Below are 18324 nucleotides of genomic sequence, written 5' to 3'. Positions count from 1 at the left end.
TTCTGGAGACCCGGCTTTTGTTGGCGTTGTTGTATTGCCGAGTTAAGCAATCAATATCTTTACATCGTGACTTGTATTACAGTATACTGTAACTAATACAGTCAACTGTAACTAAATTGATCGTCGATAATTTGAAATGAGGTGAAAAGATGGACACATTCACAGCGAAACAAGTTTCGGAAATTCTCCAGCAGGAAGATCCTGAGATGAATTTGAGAACCGTCAGGTATTATACCCAGATCGGGATCGTTCCCCCGTTAGAGCTTGTTGGGAACAAAAGAGTTTATACGAGCAGCCACATTAGTTACTTTCGTGCGATTCTGACGTTAATCCATAGCGGAGATACGCTGGCTGCTATCCAAGAAAAGCTGAAGGAGCTCTCTATAGATGAGATTTCCAAAATAGGCGAGAATCTTCAGCTTTATCGCTCCAAAAAAATGCTAACCAACGATACCCATGTCATTAATGATGATGTCATTCTTTCGATGAGCCCACGAATTTCGGCGGAACTCCGAGTGAAAATGGTAGAGACGATCTCTCAAATGCTGAAGGGAGAAGTGAAGTGATGATTCAAACTAGGTTCACCAAATCAATTATGGAAAATGAAGAAGGCATGAAACATCTTTGGCTTCAGCTTTCTCCAATCCGTGATGCGGATGATGTTCGTGTTCAGCTTACGCTGCCAAGCGGCATTCATCGGCTACACAATTTGAGCGGATATGAGGAGACGGATATTCAGGAGATCGTCGTATCTAATCCGATGATAATAAATAACATGATCGTTGAGCTATTTACGACAAGCCCAGTATCGTGCGGAGTGAAGACTATCATTGTTGCGATCACTTATAATGAAAAAGAAAAACCTATTCGAATTGAACATGAAGTGCCATTAAGGATCGTATCTGAGGATGAAATGGACGGCTTGGTCGTTGATGAAGAAGCCGCAGCGTTTATGAAAGAACATCTGTCTCTGAAGAAATCTAATGAGCCATCTGAATATGAATTTATTGATCATTCCCAAACAAAAATCATTAGGATTGAATCGAGTGAATATGCCGATTGGGAGAAAAAATACCGAATTGAAGGGCTTGCACCACGTTAGGCATCCAAAATAATTAATGAGATAAACATTAATTAATCATACGTGTTCTGCCGAGCCAATACGGTTTCTTCAGCTCCGCCTTGTTCAGCTTCCCGACGGACGTTCTTGGGAGAGAGGCAACGATTTCCAATCGCGTTGGAATTTTAAATGGAGCAATCTGCTCATGGCAAAATATTTTTAGATCAGTTAAAGTCAGCTCTGCATCGCCCTTAAGGGACACCACCGCAGTTACTTCTTCGCCATCCACTAATAAGGGCGTTCCAATTACAGCAACCTCACGAATAGAAGGATGCTTGCTAAGTGCCTCCTCTACTTCTGAGCAGTAAACATTTGCACCGTCAACAATAATGATATCTTTTTTTCGATCCATGAGATACAAATAACCATCCTCATCAAACCTGCCTAAGTCACCCGTATAGAGCCACCCATCCTTCAGGGCATGGTTTGTTTCCACTGGATTATTCCAGTAGCCAAGCATGATTTGCTCTCCTTTGCATAAAATTTCGCCAGTTTCTCCTTGTTTAACATCTTGGCCGAGCTCGTCAATAATACGAATTTGAAATGCTTTTTGCCCCCAATACGGCATGTTGGCTGGACTGCCAACGGATATTAATCGATTTAGCTTTCCTTCATGGAAACATTGGTTTATGTTTAAAAAACTAATAAATTGTCCGCTTTCTGTTTGAGAATATACTTCAGTAATTTGTGCATTCGGAAAAATAGTTAACGCTTGATGAAATACATTTTCGCTGATGGGCGCGCCGCCGCAAGAGATGCCTTCGATGGATTGCAGGCTGCGGGATTTGATATTTTCCATAAGGACAATATCTCGAAATAATAGCCCCACAGTACCCAAAAACTTAATTTGACCCCGTTCTATGATATCAACAATTTCTTCAGCTCGAACGGGATATTCATTCAGATAGATGAGGCAGCCGCCTTCAAATAAGGTCGTCCACAAAACAAACTGGCCGGTTAAATGGGCTTGATTCATCACGATCGATTTTTTAGAAGCGTTATGCCCGCCGCCCCTCTCTAGGTTCATAAAGGACCAATTGCGAATATGGCGGTGAGAATGCATGACACCTTTGGATCGTCCCGTCGTACCGCCTGTATAAATAATAAGCGCCACATCATCTGGTTCAGCTTCATGCCATTCCATGAGAGCGGGACAATGAACCATAAAGGACTGCAATGATAGGGGGGACTGATCTAAGGTGCATGAAATGAAATGCGCAATTGGCAGTGAAGATAAGGCTTCTAATAGCTGAGATTGTTCGGAGCTGTAGACTAGCGCAGTGGGAGCAGCATCTTGAACAATATTTTTGATTTCATTTGCGGCTAACCCGGGAAAAATCGTTACAGGAATGGCACCAATGGCAACCGCAGCAAGTTCGGCGATAGCAAGCTGCGGTGATGGAGAACTAATCATTGCGATTCGTTCACCTGGCTTGATTGCGAGATTATGAAATCCTTGAGCGACACGGTTAACCTTATTAAATAACTGTTCATAAGTAAGGGTTTCATTCTTATCCTTCATTGCTTTTTTTGTTGGGTGCATCTGAGCAGTCTTCGGCAATATTTTGGAAAGCAGCATATCATAACCTCCCTAATTAAAATAAGAGCAATAAAACCTATGAATTTACTGTACTATTCAACCGTAACAGGAAGAAGCTGGGGCAGCAAATTGATTTTCCTTATGGAAAAATAATGTTTTTTTTATAAAATGACCAACCGATTGATTGGTGCAGCTACTTATATACCATACGACTGCCAAAGGAGGTGCCGCATGACAGCAAATATCCTGATCGATGAATCGCTTCTGCAAAGCTATTCGAGAAAGATATTCGGCTTTGCTCTCTCGAAAACGGGACATGAACAAAATGCAAAGGATTTGTCCCAAGAAATATGGTTAGCGCTCTATCGCTCGCTTCAGACAGGCAAGCAGGTGGACAACATGGACGCATGGGTTCACACGATCTGCTGCTTCACATGGAGCAATTATTTGGCGAAGGAAAAACGGCATTGGAACCATGCAAATATCGATTATATATCATCCCTAGAGAACGGAAACAGTGAGCTTTTTACGGCGGATATGGAAGAGCTGCTGGAAAATATGCGCATTGAAATCGCTTATTTGTCTCGTCTCCATCGTGACATTACGATTCAATATTATTATGAGAGGCAGAGTATCGAGCAAATCGCGAAGCATTTGCAGATTGCGGCAGGGACGGTGAAGTGGCATCTCTTTGAAGTGCGTAAAAAGCTGAAGGAGGCAATAAAAATGGAGCAAGCTGCTGATCGATTAAGTTATAAACCGGTGAGGATGATGGTTGGCCACTGTGGAACTCCAGGTCCAAATAATGAGCCCAATTGTTATTTCAATGCCATGCTAACATCGAATATCTGTGTTGCAATTTATGAAAAACCTTTGACCATTGAAGAGATCGCGCGCAAAATTGGGGCTGCCAGTGCCTATGTCGAAGATGAGCTTCAGAAGCTGGAGAAATCGGATTTAGTGCGGCAAGTAGGCAAAGGGAAGTACCAGACGAACTTTATTATTGAGACGATGAGAAGCTTGTCTGCGGAAACGAGTTATTTTAAATCGAAAGCCGAAGAGCTGGCGGAAGAAATTTACGCATGTGTAGCGGGAAAACTGGAAGAAATACGCACTTTAGATTTTCATGGGACGCATTTGAACGAAACGTTCCTTCTATGGGCTTTCATCCCTTATGCTATTTGGACGCAGTATTATCAAGTGAAAGAAGAAGCCTATTATGTGCAATATCAGCCGGATGAAAAAAAAGATGGTGGGAAATATATTGTGACTGCTTCTATTCATTATAGCGATGAGGAGTATCGGAGCAGTTTGCCTAACCATGAGATTGTTCGCAAATATGCAACGAACGGCATTAAAACGCGCAACAGCCATTACCATGGCGGGCTTCAGATGGAATCGTGGTGGTCGGGTATGACGTGGAGAGACTTTAACGCGCCCGATCTGGATGACTTATCAAGGGTCGTAGAGCTTATAGAGAGCGGAGCTTCACACTCGGAATATGATCGGATCATAATTAGCAGACTCGTCGAAAAGGGTTTTGTATCCATGGAGAGCGGCAAGCTTGAATGTTTGGTTCCATACTTTAATGCCTCCCAGCATAAAGCGCTGAAACGTATATTGGATCAAGCATTTCATGAGAACAACTTCAAAAAGAAAGTAGATCAAATCTATGAGGATATGATATCCGTATGCAGAAAGGATGCGCCATCATTTATATCGGATAAAGAGATTGTGTACAAAGCAATGAATGATGGGATGACGCTTGTTTTTGCGGTAATGGAGTATTTGGAGCGCAAACATTTTTTGGCAGTTCCTGCCGATACCGAGAAAAAACGACTTACTACAATGGTTTGGCAATTTCCTTCCAGCAATCAGTAGTTGATTAAAACAAAAGAGGCTGTTCCAAAAGTAGAGTATTCTACTTATGGAACAGCCTCTTGTTAAGACGGATAATAAATGACCATACTGATTCTCACAATACAATCACCTGAATTGTGATAGACATGGGGAGTATCGGCTGTAAAACGTATGGAATCGCCCGTTTTCACTGTATATTCTTCATTATTTACACGAACGGTAAGCTCACCCTCAAACACGGTTAAAAACTCCTGTGTACCTTCTCTATGTGATTCAGAACTCAAATAAGCGCCTATTTCCATATCAACGGAATACATTTCAAATCGTCTGCCTTCTTCAAAGGGGAAAAACGGATAAAGCAGAAATCTACCGTTATCTTCCGTTAGTGTTTGTATTTCATTTTTGCGAACGATGACTGTATCGGATTGCGGCTCGTTAATGAGGGAAGTGAATGAAACTTTTAAACCATTAGCTATTTTCCAAACGGTTCCAATAGTAGGGTTGGATTCGCCGCGTTCGATTTGTCCTAACATCGTTTTGCTGACCCCTGTCATTTCTGCTACCTTATCAAGACTAAGCTTTTGTAGCTCCCGCAGGTGTTTTAGGTTATTGGCAAGTACATAATTGATGTCTTCCAAAATAATTAGCCTCCTCGATTGTGCTATATAGCGTTCGTATTGTATAATCATAACGTACATGCGTTAAAGAGTACATCTTGTTCAAGTATAGCACACGAGAGGCGGATTTAAATAATGGCTTTAGCTCCTTTTTTGATTTATGTTATTGTGAATACATTTACGCCAGGGCCAAATAATATCATGGCGATGTCTAATGCGAGCCGATATGGAATGAAGAAGTCTATTCGTTTTCTGTTTGGTGTAGCAACTGGTTTCTTACTATTAATGCTCTTATGTTGTTATTTCAATCTGCTATTATATAGCTTCGTTCCTAAAATGAAATTTTTCATGAATATATTAGGAAGCCTGTATATGACTTATCTTGCATTTAAAATAATGAAGAGTAAACCACACCGTAGTGATGGAGATAATCATGGGCAGCTGAATTCATTCTTATCGGGCATGCTGCTGCAGTTCGTTAATTTTAAGGTGATATTATACGGGATCACAGCGATTTCGACGTTCATCATGCCATTTTACAAATCAAATATAGGCTTATTATTGTTTTCGATGTTCCTTGCCTTTGTAGGACTGGTAGCCACATCCTGCTGGGCTGTTTTTGGTGCATTATTTCAAAAATTTCTCGCTGCACATGAGAAAAAGTTCAATATATTCATGGGATTATTATTGATTTATAGTGCAATTACCATGCATTTGTAGGGGATTGTTCAGACAGAAGGGCAGGATAATTGAGCTGAAAAGGGAGCTGTTTGGCTTTGGCAGCAAGCTTTCTTATGGTTAAGTTAACGGAGCACTACAGCTTAATAAAACAGCGGCAGTCAGGACTTATTTTCTCGTCCAGATCTGCCGCTGTTTGTATTATGAGGATCTAATCCATTTTAAAAATTCGATAATTGCTGCAGCTCTTAGCTTCTACTCCTTGCCATGACGTATGAATAGCCACACGCCGAACAAGATGAGTACGCCGGCTGCCATTTGATAAGCCGTTAATGCTTCCTTTAATAGAGCCCAAGCGAGCAAGGAGGCGATGACGGGTTCACCCAGTACAGCCATGGAAACGGCTGCTGCGCTCATATGCTTCAGCAGCCAATTGAACAAGTAATGCCCGAACAGCGTCGGTACGATCGCAAGCAGCAAGAAAATGCCCCATTCCTGCGGACTGTAGCCTGTAAAGGAATTGCCGCGAACGAGATTGTAGACGGCGAGTGAAGTCGCAGCAAGTGCGAATACCCAGAAATTATAAGTAAATGCGCTCATATCCTTACGCAATTCCTTGCCGATCATCATATGAACAGCAACAGCAGCTGCGCCTAGAAAGGACAAAACGTCGCCGATCAACGCATCCCTTGAGAGGGAAAAGTCTCCCGATGCAATAACGATGGAGCCGATCAGCGCGATCCCCATCCCCCACAGCATCATGCGATTTGCTTTAATACGGAACAGCCAGTAGGAGCCGAGCATAACCATAACAGGCTCCAATGTCAAAATAACGGTAGAGCTTGCGACCGTGGTCAGCCGCAGAGAAGCCATCCATAACAAGAAGTGCAGCCCGAGCATGACGCCGGAGAGGGTGAGCAGTCTCCACTGCTTGGCACTGAGCTGGAACATTTCCGTGCGGTATTTAAAGACGAGCGGCAGCATGATCAGGTTAGTTAGATAGAGCCTGTACATGGCGATGACGGCAACGTCAGCATTTGACCAACGAACGAAAATGGAAGAAAAGGATATAGCGATAATACCAATAATGTATAACAATTCATAAGTAGCTAAAGACTTGGTGCTGCGGTTCATCGTTGTAATTTCTCCCATACTTATAAACCCCCTGAGTCCATTTGCAGCATCTGCAATGGAAGGATCAGGGGGCTTTATTATATTTATGATCAAACATAACAGCTCTTACGGCTATCCGGCTTGTCCAGCTGAAGTTTTCCCAGCCTTCTCGAGTTCTGCGTCAAAATACTGCTGAAGCTCCGTCACTTTTCTTACATCCTCGAATGAGGCTTTGCCTGCTAAATAACGTTCCGCGAAAACTTCCCATTGAGGAACGATCTTTTGCGCGTTCATTGAGCGAATCGCGTTTTTAACCATTCTGCGTTCCTTTGCATTCGTGTACATATCCTTGAACTGCTGCTTAAGCTCGAAATCCAGCTCGCCAAAAATTTTGCGGAATACCTCAGCCGTCATACGAGCATCATCGAGTGCCCGGTGCGCCGAGCCTTCAGCTGTGATTTCAAGATCAATGAGCGCAGCTTCGACGCTGACATCGTTCGTTACGTTCTTATATCGAATGTAACCCTTCAAAAGGTCGAAATAATCGGCAGCCATCCAGAAGCTGTCATCGAGCTTATGCATGCGCGTATCATAGACGATCCTCTTCAAATCTTCGCCGCCCCAAGTGAACAACAGGAAGGAGTCGCTTTTTTTGAGCCATGCGGTGAAATCCCCGATTACTTTCGGGAAACGGCTTGCTACGTCGATGTCTTCCTGTGGAATGCCTGTTTTTTTCTTAATGAAGCTGTTCAGCTTGGAGAAATAAATCGGTTTAATCAATGCGGAAAATTCATCTACCTGTTCAAGTGAACTATTGAGACGAACCGCGCCAATTTCAATAACCTCCATAGGTAATTCGCTTGCGAATTTTCGTCCGTTAAATTCAATATCCAATATAATGTAGTCCAAAATCTTAACCTCCGATAGATAGCCTGTGTTATTCATTCTATCAGAAAAAGTTATCCAGATGGAAACTACAATATGGTAGAACGCCGCAGCAGGTTTATTTTTTTGATTTCATCACATAAAAGACAATMGTGCCAATAAGAATGACGAGGATCACAGGAAGCAGCCATATGCCAAGCTTAGAGGCGCCTCCGGAAGCTACTTGAATGGCAGCCCATTGCACATAAGCGAATAAGGCTACAATCTCAAGCTTGATCCAGCTTAGCAGAAGGATGGAGGTTTTGTATTGGTATGGAGCATTTTGCTCTGTAATGGTGGTCATGTAATTGAATTCATGTGGAATTTTGCGTAAATGCGCAAGCCCAGCAAATAAAAGGAATGAGATTATCGGTAAAATGACGAGTGCTGCTTTGCTTCCCCATCCGTCAGCCTCGCCGCTCCCGTTAAAGTGAATGGCAATCGTTTGCGGAAGATCAGGCCATTTTACAATTAAATAGATGACGGACGAGAGCAGGAGTAGAACCGATATTCCATCATGCCATCTTTCAAGATTTGATTTTGCAATAGTAAGCTTAGGTAAATTCGCCATTGTGGCAGCACCGCCTTATCTCTAATCATGTGCATACTCATTAATTATAGCGTATGGCGTTGCGGATAGTAACCTTTTTTACAGTAATTTTCCAAATAAGAAACTCCAGCCTAGGCCGGGGGAGGGCTAAGACTGGAGTTGCTCGATCACTTATTTGTTTAAATATAAGAATTTATAAGTTTGATATTTATAGAAGGCTTATATTTCTCCGTCAAAGCTGCTTCAGCTTCCAAAGGACGCCGAAGGCGTTTTAGCTTGAGCTGCTTAGTTTTTAAGAGCGTTTCATACGGCGGGAATTCAGCCAAAGCGGGATACGGAACACTAAGTTGATCAGCAGGACAACGAATACGAGCACGGCTGCCGCTTTTTGAGCAATCTCCTGAGCGTCGCCAACAATGGCTTCGGATTGTACATACCACAGATGAACGGCAAGTGTAGCACCAGGCGAGAAGAGACTGAAATCCCACATTTCACCGGATGTCGTAACACCAGCAGTTAGGATGATTACGGCGCTTTCGCCGAATGCGCGACCGGCAACAAGGCAGATCCCTGTGATGATGCCGTTAAGCGCAGCTGGAATAAGTGCACGAGTAATAGTCTGCAAATGCGTACCGCCAAGTGCAAAGGAAGCGCTCTTCAGCTCTTTCGGTACAGCGCGAATGGACTCCTCTGTTACGCGGGTTAGTACAGGCAAGTTAAGAAAAGCTAGACTGACTGCACCGCCAAGGATGGTCAAGCCAATCTCGAAGTATTCAACGAATAGAGCGATACCGAACAAGCCGAAAATGATAGAAGGCACGGAAGCGAGTCCTTCCACGCAAATGCGTACGAAGCCGATTAGCTTATTGTCAGGCGCAAATTCGGCCAAATAAATGCCAGCTGCCATTCCGAGCGGAATAGAGATGAGCAAAGAGATAAATAAGATGTAGAAGGAGTTAAGAAGAGTAGGGCCGATACCTCCGCCTTCTTCAATTTCGCTTGGCAAGCCGAATATGAAATCCCATGTTATTTTTGGAAGACCGTCCTGAAGAATTAGAAAAAGAAGGCCAAATATAAAAGCGATGATTAAAATGCCTAACGACCAAACAACACCTGTAAACAGACGGTCTTTAAAGCGGTTAAGTCCTTTTTTGCTGCTAAAGGGGTTTGCTAATGGGTTCATATCTAAAGCTTGTTTCATACTTGCGACCCCTTTCTTTGAAGCCAGCGAATGGCAACGATCATAAGCAGCGAAATAACAAGGAGCAAGAAGCCCATTAAGTAGAGTGCATAGTTCCAAGTGGAATCAAAAGGAACATTCGAAATTTGCATAACGATGTTGCTCGTAAGAACGGAGGTAGGCTTGAGCAAGCTGTCTGCCAGTTGAGGCGTATTGCCAATAACCATAACGACAGCCATCGTCTCGCCGACTGCACGCGCCATGCCGAGAATGACGGCATACATGATTCCGCTTTTGGCTGAAGGAAGCAATACTCTCCATACGGTTTGAAAACGAGTAGCGCCTAATGCATAGGAAGCGTCGCTGAATTTGGCTGGTACAGCGCTAATCGCGTCATCACTTATACGGCTTACAGTAGGCAGAACCATAATTGTAAGCACGAGCGCTGCCGCAAGCAGCCCATCGCCCATTCCGCTTCCGGTAACATTTCGAATCAGAGGAATAAGAACGGTCAAGCCTAAATAGCCATAAACGACGGACGGAATTCCGACGAGCAGGTCAAGAACCGGACGCAGCATGTTTTTAAGCCACGGCGGTACAAAGACAGACAGAAATACTGCAATGATTAAGGAAATAGGGACGCAGATTAATAGCGTCAAAGCTGTCAGGGCGAAGGYGCCGAATATGAAAATAAGCGCGCCGTATTGCTCATTTTCGGGATTCCATTCCGTGGAAAAGAAGAAATCTGCTAGTGAAATGTTGCCGAATGTCAAAACGCCGGTACGGAACATAAGCAGCAATATGAGTAAGAGGATGAGGCAAACAAAACCGGCTGCTGCTATGCACAAGTAACGAAACATACGATTCGTGAAAAACAAGCGCGATCTCCGGTCAAACGGCTTGCTGCTGCCAGTCAAGATCGCGCTGCCGAGCTCAGAAGAGAGACGCGGCTGCCTTGCAGCATGAGTGGACTCCAACATAAATTATAGGCTCCTCTGTGCGAAACCCGCCCTAGCTGTTTCTAGAGCAGCTAAGCTTGTTTCGCAATAAAATATAAATGGGGATAATGATTCATGCGATGAAAGAAAAGAACGATCGACTTAAGCGCTCTTGTGCGCAAGCCGACCGCTCCTCTTGTTTTTAACTATTTAATAGCTGAGATCGGAATGAATTTAAGCTTTTTAAGCGAACCATTTTGGAATTTTGTGCTTTGTACGTATTTAATAAATTCCTTTGTAGCGCCAGTTGGCTCGCCTTTTGTCATATAGTAGCCATAGCCCCATACATTGTATTTCCCGTTAATAACGTTAGCTTCAGTTGGTTCGATGTTGTTGATTTTTACAGCAGTCATTTTGTCTGTTACATAAGCAAGGTCCATGTAACCAATAGCGTTTGGTGTTGTTTCAATTGCGGACTTCATGTCGCCGCTTGTTTTTACTTCTTTGTAGTTGTCGCCTTTGCTCATGAAATCTGTTCCATCAAGCGCTTTGTCTTGGAAGTTAACACGAGTACCGGAACCGAAAGTACGGTTTACAACGATGATATCAGCATCCTTGCCGCCAACTTCTTTCCAGTTCTTGATTTTACCGGAGAAGATGCCTTGCAAGTCTTTAGTCGTTAGGTTTGTTGCAGTTACGTTTTTGTTAACAACAGCTGCGAAAGGAATGATAGCTACTTTATGTGCAACTTGGCCTTCGAATTTTTTGAAGCCTGGAACATCTTTGGATGCGTCCCAGTCAACTGCTCCGATGTCTGCGATGCCTTTGCGTACAGCTTGCGGTCCAGTAATCGATCCAGCAGCGGAAGCTGAGATTTTTACTTTTGGATTCAATTTTTTGAACTCGCTTGATGCTTGAAGTGTCAACGGCAGAAGAGCAGAGGAGCCGTTGATGACAATTTTGCCGCTAAGCTTGCTAGCTGCGGTAGCCGTAGGTGTTGATGCAGGAACGGAACTGAAGCCGATAACAGCGATAAGCGCTGCGATTGTTAATTGTTTAAACCATTTCATTAGGAATGACCTCCATTAATTAGTTTGTGATGTTTTTCCATTTGCCTTGAACGGATACTGCCAATTGACCATCAATAAGTGCTGCGAAATCGGAGCTGCCCGATACGACTAATTCTGTTGCGCTGTCCGATACGGTTTGCACAAGTTTGTTCGTACCTGTAGCACTGTCAATCTCGTAGATTGCGTTAGTGCTGTTTCCGTCAGCTGTAAGCAGATAGAGCTTGCTTCCGCCTTGAACTAATTGGTAAACGTCTTTGTCAGCGAAGAGAGGCGTGCTTGCTTTGCCTGTATTGTCCACCGTTACGAGCTGACCAACGCTTGCTTCGTCTGAGCTTACGCTAACATAGCTTACTTTGGAGCCGTCTGCTGCCAGCTTAAGGAAAACTTTATCCGTTGCTTCTTTTGTCAGCTGTACAGGTTTATTATCACCAACTGTAGAATTATAGAAGTAGATTTGCGGCTCAGTGCCTGTTGCATCAATAGCAACATCATCAAGCTCAACGTCTTTGCTGCTGTCTGCCGTTACTTTCGGCTGCTTGAAGACGTAGAAAGCGAATTTAGTGCCGTCTGCAGATACTTCAAGGTTTGCCTTGTAATCTACTTTATCTTCCAATACTTTGGATACTTTGCCGTCAGCTATAGCAAGCTTTGCGATGACAGAGCTTTTGTCGCCTTGTAAGAAGAAGATGGAAGAACCGTCTTTTGACCATTGAAGCTCATTTTTGATCGAGTTGTCCGTACTTACTTGTTTCGCTTGTTTTGTGCTCAGATCGATTGTGAATACTGCACCGTTTGCATCGGAGTAAGCTACACTTTTGCCATCAGGAGACAAAATAAGATCGGAAGTGTCAGAGGATGCTAGAAGCAGCTCATATTTTCCAGTAACAGCATCAACTAAGAAATCTTCGCGGCCTTCGCCAGCCGTGTTCGATACGATAAGCTGTTTGGAGTTAACCCAGATTGCATGCTCAGCGCTATCAAGCAATTGAACCGTATGTATGTTGTTGTCTTCGTAAGTGCCGCCAAGTGCCTCAACGAATGCTGTAGGCTCGATGAAAGTGGAGTAAGCCACTTCAATAGCTGGATGTTGAAGTGCAGTTGCAACACCGTTTATGTTCATTGTTTTTGCAGCGATTTTTAGCTTCAGCGTTTTGTCGCCAAACTTTACAACTACCGTATGATCGCTGTTGATGTGAAGAGTCGCGCCGATCGCGTTTGTCATGTCCCGAACAGAAGCGAGTGTAACGCCGCCGTCTACAACGGTACGAACAGTTACTGGATTAGCATTTACTAGAAAGCTTGCTGTGCTGATTTGTGCAGCTTGCTTTACTGAAGCGGTTTGTGCGAATACCGGAGTAACTGCTGATGCGCTAATTGCTGCTGCGATCATCGAGATTGCCATTGCTTTTTTCATTTGCATGGAATTGGGTCACCTTTCTCAAATGGGTATTTTTTTTTTTTTATTAATACAATCCAAGGCATACTCGGTCAGTATATACGGTTGGCTTGATCCCTCCCAGGCAGCGCTAGATCAATACATTTTGTAACGAATCGTTTATTTCTACCTGATCATAACAATCAATTATCATCCCAATATTTAGAAATTGTATCGAATTTGTAAAGATAGGAAAATTACCACCTAAATCCAATTTTCCTTCTTTTAAGAAGGAAATAGTAGAAATTTACCCCACTATAAGAAGAAAGTGCACCATGGTCTTTTTTGAACGAGGTTTATAATGGGGGTATGCTCGCAAATCTATTCACTTATAGGAGGACCAATCAATGAACATTTCAATCGGAGGTTATTCATTCAACAACACGAATTTAGAAGGAAAAATGGATATTTTCGGATATTTGGAAACGGTAAAATACCGGTATCGGATGGATGTGGTCGATTTGTGGAATGGCTTTTTTATAGATCGCAGCAGCAAGCCTATTATGAAGCTGGCCGATGAAAGCTATATTCGCAAAATACGTGAGGCGCTCGATGAAAAAGAAATGCGGGTCGTTAATTTTGCGATCGACGGTGCTCATTTGTGGGACCCAGACAAGGAAATGAGACAGCATTTGTATGATAATGCTCTCCTTCATTTGAAAGCTTCCGTTATTTTAGGTGCAGAAACCGTCCGTATTGATACGGGAGGCAGCTACGAGGATTGGGAAGCAATGAGCGACGAGCAATTTGAATATACGGTAAAAAGATACCAGGAGTTTTCCCAATATGCGGCTGACCATGGCTTTCTAATTGGACCAGAGAACCATATGGGTGCGTCACTAAATCCGAATGAGATGAAACGTCTCGCAGAGGCAGTTGATCATCCAGCCTTTGGTTTTCTTGTTCATTTAGGCCGTTGGAAGGAGAATCAAGCAGAAGGAGACAGCATCGTTGCGCCTTGGGCGTACCATACCCATTTTGACGAAGAAACTGCTGACGGTACTCATGCTTTGGAGACGATCCATATGCTGCAAGAATCAGGGTACAAGGGATATTGGGGAGTAGAATATAATGCGCCAAAAAATCAATACGTAGAAACGGAGCTGCTTATTACGAAGGTGAAGAAGCTTCTGATCGAGGCAGATCAACAATCAGGCAGAGGGGCTCAGCACTATGAATAAAATACGAATTGGCATTATAGGCGTAGGACAAATTGGAAAAATGCATATCGAAAAATATAAAAATATCGCTGGCGCTGAGCTTGTTGCAGTATGCGACTTAAATGAAGCAGAAGCAAAACGAGTTGCCGAGCATTATGATATCCCTCATGCCTACTCTGATTTTAGAGAGCTGCTGAAGCGTGATGATTTGGACGCGGTCGACGTGTGCCTGCACAACAATTTCCATGCACCGGTAACGATCGCAGCGCTGCAGGCGGGCTTGCATGTCTATTGTGAGAAGCCGATTGCAGGAACCTATTCAGATGGCAAGGCTATGGTCGATGCTGCGAAGTTATGTGGAAAACAATTGCATGTGCAGCTCTACACGTTATATGGTAAAGATACGAAAGCTGCCAAAACATTAATTGATGGCGGCATGCTGGGCAAGCTGTACCATGCCCGCTCGTCAGGCTTTCGCCGAAGAAATCGACCGTTTGTTGATGGTTATGGCACGCCTTATTTTACACGCAAGGAAACAGCGGCAGGCGGCGCGCTGCTCGACATGGGCGTCTATCACATTGCACAGCTGCTCTATTTATTAGGCAACCCGCAGGTTGAAAGAATTTCAGGGAAAGTTTATCAAGAGACGGATATGCTGCAAGAGAGAAGGGAACAAAGCGGCTTTGATGTAGAGGAGCTAGCTACAGGCTTGATTCGGTTCAGCGGTGGTTTGACGCTTGATATCGTAGAGGCGTGGGCTGTTCATCTTGGCGGCTTCGAGGGCAGCAGTATCGCCGGTTCCAAGGGTGGCGTACGCTTGCCGAACGAGCAGACTGGAGCGGGGGCTCAGTCCTTCAGCTTCCATAACACGGTTTGTGATATGGATATGGACAGTACGCTGGACCTTGATATGATGGACCTGCGCAGGAATCGCTTATATGAGAATGAGGATGCCTACAGCTCATCTCAGCATCACTGGATCGCAGCTCTGCAAGGCAGAGTGCCACTACTGCCAACAGCGGAAATCGCGCTGAATACGATGCTCATTAGCGAAGGCATTTATATGTCAGAGGAGCTTGGACGTGAGGTTAGCGCGGACGAAGTTATTGTACGCGCACGTACTTCTGCTGTAGAGCTTTAAAGAAGTGCTAAGCTAAAGAGCAAGACGAGGGACTTGGATATGAATCAGAATCAGAATCGTACATTTCATTTAATTAAAGCGTTTAACTTTTTTGTATATGGCGCGATTGCTGTGTACAGTACGTTTTTTGTCGTTTATTTGCAATCCATTGGAATGTCCACGCTTGAGATTGGTGCGTTAATGGCCGGCGGCCCGATTGTTTCCATCATCGCGAACCCGCTATGGGGTTATTTGAGCGATCGATTCCGCAATGTCAGGCTAATTCTGATCGTGATGCTTATTGGCAGCATGCTTGTCATGCAGCTCGTCTTTTTATATCAATCGTATACGATCATTTACGCCTGTATGCTGTTCTTTTTCTTTTTTCAAATGCCTTTATTTTCACAGAGCAACAGTCTCATTCTTAACAGCATTGAAGGAACGAACCATAAATTCGGCGCTTTTCGCTTGTTCGGCTCGCTCGGCTGGGCGTTTATCGCTTTGGTGGCTGGACCTGTGATCGGGCAAATTGGCATTGAGCGTCTCTGGATTATTTATTCGGTCATGATGCTTATCTCGCTTGCTTTTGCGTTTACGCTGCCAAAGGGCGAGGCGAAGGGTGCAGCCCCTGCCGGCAAAGTGAATTACCGTTCGATGTTCGTAAACCGTTCCTTCTTGTTGTTCTTAATCATAGGTTTAGTGATCTCCATTCCTAACTCTATGAATACGACATTTATCCCGCTGTATATTAAGGAATTGGGCGGAGAGGCTTCCTTAATCGGTTGGTCTGCCTTCTGGTCATCCATATTTGAAATTCCAGTCTTCTTGCTGCTTGATCGGTATTTGAAAAAAAATACAAAAACGATGGTATTATGCCTCGTTGTCATCAGCATCCTGTTCGCCTTGCGCTGGTTTCTGATGTCAAACGCAGACACTGCTCAGCAAATTATTTATATCCAAGTGCTGCACTGCTTAACATTTGGCGGCTACTATTATATTGGCACGCAGCTGGCCGTTCAGCTTGTGCCTGCTGAATTCAGAGCATCGGGACAAGCGCTTTATGCCCTGACTTGGGGAGGCTTGTCAGGCATTGCGGCGGGGTTTCTCGGAGGCTGGGTGTTTGAGCAAATGGGTCCGCAGGCGATGTATCAATTATGCAGCGTCATGGCTGCGCTCGGGATTGTTGGCTTCTTCTTGTTGTTTGCGCGGCTGCGCAGAGAAGTGGGCACGAGCAGCAAAATAAGCTCTCATACTGGATAACTGCAACCTTTCTTATCTTATGGTCGTTCGAATAAGAGAATGGACATCATGTTATAGGAGAGGTGAACGACCATGAGGAAACGACGGAGTTTAGCCATAACAGCAATCGCGGTCATGCTTTCTACATCTATTGCAGCACAAGCCTTCGCGGCGGCTCCATTTGGCGATATCGCAAACATTGGCAGTAAAGCAAAGATTGAAGCTTTGCAGCAGCAAGGAATTATTAAAGGAGTGAGCGATACGGCATTCCATCCAGAGGATAATTTGACGGCAGCACAAGGCATTTCTTTGATCGTGAGAACGACGCAAATTAGCCTAGCAGCCATTGATTTTTCTAGTGCGCCTACCGCTGATGGTTTCTATACAAAGGTGAAAAACGATGCGTGGTACGCGGAGGATTTCATCATTGCACACTACAACGGTTTGGACATCCCGGCTGATATTGATCCGCAAGCGCCACTTACTAAAGAGCAGTTCACGCATTATCTAGTTCAAGCATTAGAGCTTACCGGTCAATATCCGACGATCAAGATGTTTATTAATATCCAGGACGAAAAGGATATTACGACGGCGTATCAAGGAACCATTCAGCGTTCACTGCTATATAAGATTGCGTCTCTAGATGAGAAGGGCAACTTTGATCCAGCGCATGTTTTAACCCGTGCTGAAGCGGCAGGAATGCTGTATGATACACAAAGCTTTATTGAGGCGCATAAGGAAAAGGCGGAACCCGAGCAGGGAGCAGCTGAATAAAAAATGAAATAGGGAAAGGCAGTTAATGGAGGGTTATTTTAGCCTCCTTAACTGCCTTTTTATTTTAAAATTATTTTTCCTAGCAACGCGATAATTCCAAGCGGAGTAATAAGATATAAAAGGGTAAACTTTATTTATATCACATTTTATTTTGAAAAATCAATAAAAAATGTAAAAAAACCTTGAAATTAATTCAAGGCTGTAGTATCTTCTGTATAGGAAACTTTTGGGAGGTGAACGGTAATGGAAAAGATGGCAATGCAAATGATGATGAACATGTGCATGGATGAAATGATGTGCAAGATGAAATCCATGAAGATGATGATGGACATGATGATGGAAATGAAAATGATGGACAACATGGATATGAACATGATGATGATGAAGATGCAGGAATGTGACGAAATGTCCACGATGATGATGCAAATGATGCGTGACATGGAGCAAGTATCGATGTAATCATCTATGAATCTGACCATTCATAGCGGTTAGTATAATCGGCAGAGCTGTTCGCGGCATGCCGTCGTATATCGTTTTTTCCTACATAGCTAAGCAGAGCAGCCAACTGCATGCAGGCTTTTTTTTATTTCTAGACCTTCACCATTGCGCCTCGAACCTTCGCCTTATAACGCATAGTGGGCTTTCAGCTTGCTGGCAATCATAACCCGTTGAAGCTTAAACTCCCAAACCTTTTCTCTTAGCTGAATCTGCTGCTCCGAATTATGTGCATTCCGAAGCTGCTCGTAAATATCAAGCATTTTACGATTGATTTGATCGAAGCGAAGCCATAGATCGACACGAATGCCATGCTCGATTTCAAGGCGGATATGGTTATCTTTGGCGCGCAGGTTTTGAAGGATTTGTTGCTGCCACTCTGCATCTCCGATCATTACAGCAAAGTTATAAAGATCTAAATAATCATCAACCCATTTTGCTGCAATTTGTTTCTCGGAATAAGTCATGCTGGTCAGCTCCAATCTCCGTTTTGTTTATATACCTAGTATTA

General features: G+C 43.8%; 19 protein-coding genes. 9 read left to right on the top strand and 10 right to left on the bottom strand.

The genetic code is table 11. From position 1 onward, the window contains the following. The first annotated feature begins 149 nt into the window (after nucleotides 1-149). Together AC1DPK_RS14885 and AC1DPK_RS14880 are read left to right on the top strand one after the other, a co-directional pair. Entirely contained in the window at nucleotides 150-566 is a 417-nt protein-coding gene (locus AC1DPK_RS14885; protein WP_477510814.1) for a MerR family transcriptional regulator, read from the top strand. After that, nucleotides 566-1102: a hypothetical protein gene (locus AC1DPK_RS14880; RefSeq protein ID WP_477510813.1), complete on the top strand. Its 537-nt coding sequence runs from the start codon at nucleotides 566-568 to the stop codon at nucleotides 1100-1102. Before AC1DPK_RS14885 ends, AC1DPK_RS14880 begins: the two co-directional genes overlap by 1 nt. A gap of 28 nt (nucleotides 1103-1130) precedes the next feature. Here AC1DPK_RS14880 and AC1DPK_RS14875 read toward each other — a convergent pair whose 3' ends face one another. After that, entirely contained in the window at nucleotides 1131-2699 is a 1569-nt protein-coding gene (locus tag AC1DPK_RS14875; RefSeq protein WP_477510812.1) for a class I adenylate-forming enzyme family protein, read from the bottom strand. A gap of 192 nt (nucleotides 2700-2891) precedes the next feature. Between AC1DPK_RS14875 and AC1DPK_RS14870 the strand changes: the two genes are divergently transcribed. Beyond that, nucleotides 2892-4541, top strand: a complete 1650-nt coding sequence (locus AC1DPK_RS14870; protein ID WP_477510811.1) for a sigma-70 family RNA polymerase sigma factor — start codon at nucleotides 2892-2894, stop codon at nucleotides 4539-4541. A gap of 62 nt (nucleotides 4542-4603) precedes the next feature. Here the strand turns inward: AC1DPK_RS14870 and AC1DPK_RS14865 are convergent, their stop codons facing one another. Then, nucleotides 4604-5209 carry a helix-turn-helix domain-containing protein gene (locus AC1DPK_RS14865; RefSeq protein WP_441878874.1) on the bottom strand — a complete coding sequence of 202 codons (606 nt, stop codon included), beginning with the start codon at nucleotides 5207-5209 and terminating at the stop codon, nucleotides 4604-4606. A 63-nt stretch (nucleotides 5210-5272) separates the two neighbouring features. On the opposite strand from AC1DPK_RS14865, the gene AC1DPK_RS14860 reads away from it, so the two are divergent. Next, nucleotides 5273-5857 (top strand): LysE family transporter, encoded by a 585-nt coding sequence (locus AC1DPK_RS14860; protein WP_477510810.1) that lies wholly within the window; start codon nucleotides 5273-5275, stop codon nucleotides 5855-5857. Between the two features lie 213 nt (nucleotides 5858-6070). Here the strand turns inward: AC1DPK_RS14860 and AC1DPK_RS14855 are convergent, their stop codons facing one another. The 7 genes from AC1DPK_RS14855 to AC1DPK_RS14825 form a co-directional block, all read right to left on the bottom strand. Then, entirely contained in the window at nucleotides 6071-6949 is an 879-nt protein-coding gene (locus AC1DPK_RS14855) for a DMT family transporter (protein ID WP_339209500.1), read from the bottom strand. A gap of 111 nt (nucleotides 6950-7060) precedes the next feature. Further along, nucleotides 7061-7837 (bottom strand): 3'-5' exonuclease, encoded by a 777-nt coding sequence (locus tag AC1DPK_RS14850; RefSeq protein WP_076268796.1) that lies wholly within the window; start codon nucleotides 7835-7837, stop codon nucleotides 7061-7063. Between the two features lie 94 nt (nucleotides 7838-7931). Further along, on the bottom strand, nucleotides 7932-8423 hold the full coding sequence (locus AC1DPK_RS14845) for a DUF1648 domain-containing protein (RefSeq protein ID WP_477510809.1): 492 nt from the start codon (nucleotides 8421-8423) through the stop codon (nucleotides 7932-7934). Between the two features lie 271 nt (nucleotides 8424-8694). Next, on the bottom strand, nucleotides 8695-9585 hold the full coding sequence (pstA, locus tag AC1DPK_RS14840; protein ID WP_441878872.1) for a phosphate ABC transporter permease PstA: 891 nt from the start codon (nucleotides 9583-9585) through the stop codon (nucleotides 8695-8697). Nucleotides 9586-9599: 14 nt separating this feature from the next. Next, complete coding sequence (gene pstC, locus AC1DPK_RS14835) at nucleotides 9600-10562, bottom strand: phosphate ABC transporter permease subunit PstC (RefSeq protein ID WP_477510808.1); 963 nt, start codon at nucleotides 10560-10562, stop codon at nucleotides 9600-9602. 164 nt (nucleotides 10563-10726) lie between these two features. Beyond that, on the bottom strand, nucleotides 10727-11590 hold the full coding sequence (locus AC1DPK_RS14830) for a phosphate ABC transporter substrate-binding protein (RefSeq protein ID WP_076268799.1): 864 nt from the start codon (nucleotides 11588-11590) through the stop codon (nucleotides 10727-10729). Nucleotides 11591-11609: 19 nt separating this feature from the next. Further along, on the bottom strand, nucleotides 11610-13010 hold the full coding sequence (locus AC1DPK_RS14825; RefSeq protein WP_477510807.1) for a stalk domain-containing protein: 1401 nt from the start codon (nucleotides 13008-13010) through the stop codon (nucleotides 11610-11612). Nucleotides 13011-13372: 362 nt separating this feature from the next. Between AC1DPK_RS14825 and AC1DPK_RS14820 the strand changes: the two genes are divergently transcribed. The 5 genes from AC1DPK_RS14820 (at nucleotide 13373) to AC1DPK_RS14800 (ending at nucleotide 17777) form a co-directional block, all read left to right on the top strand. Continuing rightward, on the top strand, nucleotides 13373-14206 hold the full coding sequence (locus AC1DPK_RS14820) for a sugar phosphate isomerase/epimerase family protein (RefSeq protein ID WP_477510806.1): 834 nt from the start codon (nucleotides 13373-13375) through the stop codon (nucleotides 14204-14206). Next, nucleotides 14199-15326 carry a Gfo/Idh/MocA family protein gene (locus tag AC1DPK_RS14815; RefSeq protein ID WP_477510805.1) on the top strand — a complete coding sequence of 376 codons (1128 nt, stop codon included), beginning with the start codon at nucleotides 14199-14201 and terminating at the stop codon, nucleotides 15324-15326. The genes AC1DPK_RS14820 and AC1DPK_RS14815 overlap by 8 nt, the downstream gene beginning before the upstream one ends. A gap of 39 nt (nucleotides 15327-15365) precedes the next feature. Beyond that, nucleotides 15366-16565, top strand: a complete 1200-nt coding sequence (locus AC1DPK_RS14810; RefSeq protein WP_477510804.1) for an MFS transporter — start codon at nucleotides 15366-15368, stop codon at nucleotides 16563-16565. A 72-nt stretch (nucleotides 16566-16637) separates the two neighbouring features. Then, on the top strand, nucleotides 16638-17318 hold the full coding sequence (locus tag AC1DPK_RS14805; RefSeq protein WP_477510803.1) for an S-layer homology domain-containing protein: 681 nt from the start codon (nucleotides 16638-16640) through the stop codon (nucleotides 17316-17318). A gap of 243 nt (nucleotides 17319-17561) precedes the next feature. Next, entirely contained in the window at nucleotides 17562-17777 is a 216-nt protein-coding gene (locus AC1DPK_RS14800; RefSeq protein WP_076268805.1) for a hypothetical protein, read from the top strand. A 164-nt stretch (nucleotides 17778-17941) separates the two neighbouring features. Here the strand turns inward: AC1DPK_RS14800 and AC1DPK_RS14795 are convergent, their stop codons facing one another. Further along, nucleotides 17942-18280 (bottom strand): hypothetical protein, encoded by a 339-nt coding sequence (locus tag AC1DPK_RS14795; RefSeq protein WP_076268806.1) that lies wholly within the window; start codon nucleotides 18278-18280, stop codon nucleotides 17942-17944. Between the last annotated feature and the right edge of the window lie 44 nt (nucleotides 18281-18324).

The sequence above is a fragment of the Paenibacillus sp. 01T424 genome (assembly GCF_056398745.1).
The sequence above is the reverse complement of the archived record's forward strand: the minus strand, read 5'-3'. Positions and strand labels throughout refer to the sequence as shown.

What these genes read in the sequence shown, in the direction of transcription:
- AC1DPK_RS14885 (WP_477510814.1), top strand. Translation starts at nt 150, where the DNA reads ATGGACACATTCACAGCGAAACAAGTTTCGGAAATTCTCCAGCAGGAA.
- AC1DPK_RS14880 (WP_477510813.1), top strand. Translation starts at nt 566, where the DNA reads ATGATTCAAACTAGGTTCACCAAATCAATTATGGAAAATGAAGAAGGC.
- AC1DPK_RS14875 (WP_477510812.1), bottom strand. Translation starts at nt 2,699, where the DNA reads ATGCTGCTTTCCAAAATATTGCCGAAGACTGCTCAGATGCACCCAACA.
- AC1DPK_RS14870 (WP_477510811.1), top strand. Translation starts at nt 2,892, where the DNA reads ATGACAGCAAATATCCTGATCGATGAATCGCTTCTGCAAAGCTATTCG.
- AC1DPK_RS14865 (WP_441878874.1), bottom strand. Translation starts at nt 5,209, where the DNA reads ATGATTATACAATACGAACGCTATATAGCACAATCGAGGAGGCTAATT.
- AC1DPK_RS14860 (WP_477510810.1), top strand. Translation starts at nt 5,273, where the DNA reads ATGGCTTTAGCTCCTTTTTTGATTTATGTTATTGTGAATACATTTACG.
- AC1DPK_RS14855 (WP_339209500.1), bottom strand. Translation starts at nt 6,949, where the DNA reads ATGAACCGCAGCACCAAGTCTTTAGCTACTTATGAATTGTTATACATT.
- pstA (WP_441878872.1), bottom strand. Translation starts at nt 9,585, where the DNA reads ATGAACCCATTAGCAAACCCCTTTAGCAGCAAAAAAGGACTTAACCGC.
- AC1DPK_RS14830 (WP_076268799.1), bottom strand. Translation starts at nt 11,590, where the DNA reads ATGAAATGGTTTAAACAATTAACAATCGCAGCGCTTATCGCTGTTATC.
- AC1DPK_RS14825 (WP_477510807.1), bottom strand. Translation starts at nt 13,010, where the DNA reads ATGCAAATGAAAAAAGCAATGGCAATCTCGATGATCGCAGCAGCAATT.
- AC1DPK_RS14820 (WP_477510806.1), top strand. Translation starts at nt 13,373, where the DNA reads ATGAACATTTCAATCGGAGGTTATTCATTCAACAACACGAATTTAGAA.
- AC1DPK_RS14815 (WP_477510805.1), top strand. Translation starts at nt 14,199, where the DNA reads ATGAATAAAATACGAATTGGCATTATAGGCGTAGGACAAATTGGAAAA.
- AC1DPK_RS14810 (WP_477510804.1), top strand. Translation starts at nt 15,366, where the DNA reads ATGAATCAGAATCAGAATCGTACATTTCATTTAATTAAAGCGTTTAAC.
- AC1DPK_RS14805 (WP_477510803.1), top strand. Translation starts at nt 16,638, where the DNA reads ATGAGGAAACGACGGAGTTTAGCCATAACAGCAATCGCGGTCATGCTT.
- AC1DPK_RS14800 (WP_076268805.1), top strand. Translation starts at nt 17,562, where the DNA reads ATGGAAAAGATGGCAATGCAAATGATGATGAACATGTGCATGGATGAA.
- AC1DPK_RS14795 (WP_076268806.1), bottom strand. Translation starts at nt 18,280, where the DNA reads ATGACTTATTCCGAGAAACAAATTGCAGCAAAATGGGTTGATGATTAT.